The 4,601-nt window shown below is 42.1% G+C and carries 7 protein-coding genes; 6 read left to right on the top strand and 1 reads right to left on the bottom strand.

The features are described from left to right. The coding region (locus ACYVTD_RS09990; RefSeq protein WP_461247633.1) for a copper resistance protein NlpE at positions 1-429 on the top strand (429 nt) is incomplete at its 5' end. Here ACYVTD_RS09990 and nadE read toward each other — a convergent pair. Next, on the bottom strand, positions 408-902 hold the full coding sequence (gene nadE / locus ACYVTD_RS09985) for an NAD(+) synthase (protein WP_461247632.1): 495 nt from the start codon (positions 900-902) through the stop codon (positions 408-410). The two genes, ACYVTD_RS09990 and nadE, sit on opposite strands and share 22 nt — an antisense overlap. Before the next feature lie 7 nt (positions 903-909). Between nadE and ACYVTD_RS09980 the strand changes: the two genes are divergently transcribed. From ACYVTD_RS09980 to uppS, 5 genes are all read left to right on the top strand, one after another. Beyond that, positions 910-1,419, top strand: a complete 510-nt coding sequence (locus ACYVTD_RS09980; protein WP_461247631.1) for a Maf family protein — start codon at positions 910-912, stop codon at positions 1,417-1,419. Between the two features lie 163 nt (positions 1,420-1,582). Then, the gene (rpsB, locus tag ACYVTD_RS09975; protein ID WP_461247630.1) at positions 1,583-2,485 is read left to right on the top strand and encodes a 30S ribosomal protein S2; all 903 of its coding nucleotides are present in this window, start codon (positions 1,583-1,585) and stop codon (positions 2,483-2,485) included. Between the two features lie 17 nt (positions 2,486-2,502). Beyond that, a complete protein-coding gene (gene tsf / locus ACYVTD_RS09970) occupies positions 2,503-3,360 on the top strand; it encodes a translation elongation factor Ts (protein WP_461247629.1) in 858 nt (285 codons plus the stop codon). A gap of 12 nt (positions 3,361-3,372) precedes the next feature. Beyond that, on the top strand, positions 3,373-3,933 hold the full coding sequence (gene frr, locus ACYVTD_RS09965; protein WP_461247628.1) for a ribosome recycling factor: 561 nt from the start codon (positions 3,373-3,375) through the stop codon (positions 3,931-3,933). Next, a partial coding sequence (gene uppS, locus ACYVTD_RS09960; RefSeq protein WP_461247627.1) for a polyprenyl diphosphate synthase occupies positions 3,934-4,601 on the top strand: 668 nt, incomplete at its 3' end.

Below are 4,601 nucleotides of genomic sequence, written 5' to 3'. Positions count from 1 at the left end.
ATAGATTATATTATGAAAAGAAAAGTATTTATTTTCTCGCTAATGGTTATCCTTATACTAATAGGATTTGTCTCTTGCATTAAAAGCCGTGGTATTATTGATATTCATAATTCAAGAATCAGCCTTGATTGGTCAGGAGTGTATAAAGGTATAATTCCGTCGGCAAGCGGAGCGGGCATTGATGTCCGTATGAAACTCAACATAGATGATACCTATGAACTGACGTATAAATACCTTGATAAACCTGAAAATACCTTTACATGGGCAGGAAAGTTTGACTGGGATGACACATGGGAATTTATTAAAATTGATATAGTCGAGATGCCAAGTTATTATAAAGTAGCCGAAAATAAATTGATCCAATTGGACATGGAAGGGAATTTTATAACAGGCAATCTTGCTGATAATTATATGCTGTGGAAAGAATAATGGGGCATTAATTCCAATTTATGCAAATTCAACTTATGCATTTTATCTATTTTTTCTTTAATATCCGTATCCTCGCAAACGCCTTCACGGATATACTTATCTAATACGGCGTAAGTAAAACCGATGTTTTCCTCGTCGCTTAAACCTGAAAGCCCGTCTTCGGGGACTTTTTCTATAAACTTTTGCGGTAGCGATAATTCTTTCGCTACTAATTTTACTTCGGTAACCGTTAGCTGAGACAGGGGGCTAAAGTCCCCGGCTGCGTCGCCGTGTTTTGTGGCGTAGCCTATGTAGTCCTCGCTTAAATTGCATGTATTGGCGACTCTGCCGTTTACTGCGGCGGATACGGCGTAAAGAGTTGTCATTCTGATTCTGGCTGGTATATTGATAGTCGCCTGCCTGTTCAAGGAAAAATCGGCTTCTTTTATGCTTTCAAGCAGAGCGTCAACTGTTTTTTTTATGTTGACTTCCAAATGCTTAATGCCCGCAAAAATAGATGAAAGCCTTTGTAAACAAAAAGACCCTAAAAAATTAACCTCGGAGCTTGCGGTTAAAAAGGTAGAAAATGTCATCGAAGAAATGAGAAAACGCCTGCCTTGGTGGATTTTTGGCGCAGATACGGTTATAGCAATAGAAGATAAAATCTTCGGTAAGGCGCAAAACAGGGAAAATGCCGCAAATATGCTAAAAGAGCTGTCGGGCAGGGAACATCAGGTTATAACCTCTATGGCTCTTTATAACGGCAGGGAAAAAAAGACCGATTGTCGGACAGCCTCCTGTACAGTCGCTTTTGCCCCCATGTCGGAGGCTGAAATTAACTGGTATCTCAATACAAACGAATGGCAGGGGGTAGCCGGAGCTTATCGTATCCAGGGGCTTGCTTCCTGCTTTATAAGTAAAATAGAAGGCACTTTAAGCGCTGTGGCGGGCTTGCCATTGCGTGAGTTTTATGTCATGCTTAGAGATAACGGCTACCCATACGGGGCGTAAGTTCCAAACTCGGTCTGTAAGACTGTTGGGGGTCGATTTTCCGCTGTTTAAGGCATGCCTGTAAACAGTGAGATATAGTGATGGTAGGGTTTTTACTCAATGTCGAACTTGTCTTTGAACAAGTCGATAACTCAACGTTAAAACCCAATGTTAGGAGGAAATTTTGGCTGTTGTAACAATGAAGAATCTCCTTGAATCAGGAGTACACTTTGGACACCAGGTGAAACGCTGGGACCCTCGCATGAAGAAATACATCTTCGCGGAGAGGAACGGCATTCACATCATCGATCTGCAAAAAACGATTCAGGCTATCAAAGACGCCTACGAAGCGGTACGCAGAACTGTTGCGGGGGGAAAAACTGTTCTTTTTGTAGGAACAAAAAAACAAGCCCAACAAGCAATTCAAAAAGAAGCTGAACGTTGCGGAATGTACTATGTAAACAACCGCTGGCTTGGCGGTATGCTTACCAACTTTGTAACGATTAAAAAATCGCTTCTTCGTCTAAAAAAATTAGAAAAAATGGAAGTTGACGGAACTTTCGAAAATCTCACCAAAAAAGAAATCGCCTCGCTTGGTAAAGAACGCATTAAATTGCAAAAAAACTTGGGCGGCATTAAAGAGATGAAAGAGCTTCCGGGTATCCTTTTTATCATCGACACACGCAAGGAAGCTATCGCCGTAGCCGAAGCAAAAAGACAGGGCATTCCAATCATCGCAGTTGTCGATACAAATTGTAATCCCGACGGCATCGACTACCCTATTCCGGGCAACGATGACGCAATCAGGGCGATTACCCTATTCACGCAAATTGTCGCCAACGCCGTTGTAGAAGCGGATAACGAAGTAGGACTGAAGATCATCGAAACATTGGGCGACGAAGACGAAGACATGGAAAGCATGATGAACGACGTATCCATGAAAGAAGAAGACAGGGAAATCGACATCGAAAAATACACAACGGAAGAAGCGTACAAAGCCGCAAAAGCGGACGAGGAAGTCCCTGAAGAAGATGAAATCGACAACAAAATTAAAATTGACGTCGATAAAGTTTATAATGACGAGTAATATATAAGGAGATTAAAATGGCTGATATATCCGCAGCAGATGTAAAAAAACTTCGGGAAAAAACCGGAGCCGGTATGATGGAATGTAAAAATGCGCTTGTCTCTTCAGACGGCGATTTTGCCAAAGCTGAAAAACTTTTAAAAGAAAAAGGTCTTGCCGCTCTTGAAAAAAGAGCCGGACGCGCTACAAATAACGGAAAAGTTTTTATAAAAATGAAAGACGACAATTCCGCCGCAGTGTTAGTTGAACTTAACGCTGAGACAGACTTTGTGGCAAGAAACCCCGACTTTATCGCTCTTGGCGAAAAAATTGCGGCTAACGCTCTTGAAAAGGGAATAACCGCACCCAATGACGAGCTTAGCGGTCTTGTTCAAGATCTTGCGACAAAAATCCGCGAGAACATGGGGCTTAAAAGACTTTCTCTGGTAAAAGCGTCTTCCAACGAATACCTTACGCAGTATATTCACGGGGACGGCAACATCGGCGTAGTTGTAAAATGCGAATCCGACAAACCGGAAATCTTTAAGACGGAAGACGTAAAATCTTTTATTTTCTCTATCGCCCTTCATATTGCGGCTTTTAATCCTGCCGCCATTGACAGAACAAAAATCGATCAAGCGTGGCTTAAAGAGCAAGAAGATATTTTCAAGGTTCAAATGCAACAGGACGAAAAACTTAAAGGGAAACCCGAAAATGTTCTTGAAGGAATTCTTAAAGGCAAGGTAACAAAATATTTAAGCGAAATTTGCCTTTTGGAACAGGGTTATGTAAAAGACGAGAAAATCACCGTTGCAAAAGCGGTTGAGGAATGTGGGAAAAAAGCTGGAGCCAAACTTGCGGTAACCGAGTACGTTTACTTTAGAGTCGGCGAATAATCAGGGGTTTTTATGCAGGAAGTAATTTCGTCTAACGAAGAGCGAATGAAAAAAACAGTGGCAAGCCTTAAAGACGGGTTTGCCGCTTTTAGGACAGGAAGAGCGACAGCCGCTCTGTTTGACAGGGTTCGTGTTGACGCTTACGGGGAAAAATCGCCTCTTAATCAAGTGGCGAATATTTCAATCCCCGAAGCCCGTCTTGTCGTTATTCAACCTTGGGATAAAAATATTATAACAGAGATTGAAAAAGCTATTCGTTCTTCCGAGTTGTCGTTAAATCCGTCGAATGACGGCAAAGTAATCCGCATTTCAATTCCGCCACTTACGGAAGAAAGACGCAAAGAGCTTGTCAAACTGGCAAAGGGTCAGGCGGAACAGTCAAGAGTCGCTATTCGCAACATTCGCAGGGACGGCAACGAAGAGCTTAAAAAACTTTTGAAGGACAAAAAAGAAAAGATTACGGAAGACGATGAAAGCAAGGGAGAGGAAGAACTGCAAAAACTTACAGACAACTACATAGGGCAGATAAACAAACTCCTTGAAGAAAAAGAAAAAGAAATAATGGACGTGTAAATGGAAAAAAGAATCCCTGCTCATGTGGGCATTATTATGGATGGAAACGGACGCTGGGCGAAAAGCCGAGGGCTTGTCCGAACGCAGGGACATCTTGAAGGGTTAAAAACGGCAAAACGTATTGTTAAAGCGGCGAGCGATTTAGGCATAAAATATTTAACGCTTTACGCTTTTTCTACGGAAAATTGGAAACGGGCGGCGGAAGAAGTCGGTTTTATTATGGGACTTATAAAACAGTATTTAAGAGCGGAGTTTGATTTTAGCAAACAAAATAAAATCCGAGTCCGCCACGCCGGAGATTTTGAAGGGCTGCCGCCTGACATTCAAAAAGAATTGTCCGATTCCATAGCTGGTACGGCAAGTTTTGACGGAATGCAGGTTATTCTTGCGATTAATTACGGCGGCAGGGACGAGATTGTAAGGGCATTCAAAAAATTTGTGGCGGAAAGCGACAACGCTGACAGCATAAGCGAAGACGTTATACAAAATTACCTTGATAATCCCGATGTGCCAGACCCTGATTTAATAATCCGAAGCGCGGGCGAATATAGGACAAGTAATTTTTTACTGTGGGAAGGGGCATATTCGGAATTGTACATATCGCAAAAATTATGGCCCGATTGGGATAAAGAGGATTTGGAAACGGCAATTGCCGAATACAACAACAG

The organism is Treponema sp. R6D11 (assembly GCF_054786075.1).
The sequence above is the reverse complement of the archived record's forward strand: the minus strand, read 5'-3'. Positions and strand labels throughout refer to the sequence as shown.

Bases quoted from the DNA above. Each gene is read 5' to 3' on its own strand.
- tsf (WP_461247629.1), top strand. From the start codon at position 2,503: ATGGCTGATATATCCGCAGCAGATGTAAAAAAACTTCGGGAAAAAACC.
- ACYVTD_RS09980 (WP_461247631.1), top strand. From the start codon at position 910: ATGCCCGCAAAAATAGATGAAAGCCTTTGTAAACAAAAAGACCCTAAA.
- frr (WP_461247628.1), top strand. From the start codon at position 3,373: ATGCAGGAAGTAATTTCGTCTAACGAAGAGCGAATGAAAAAAACAGTG.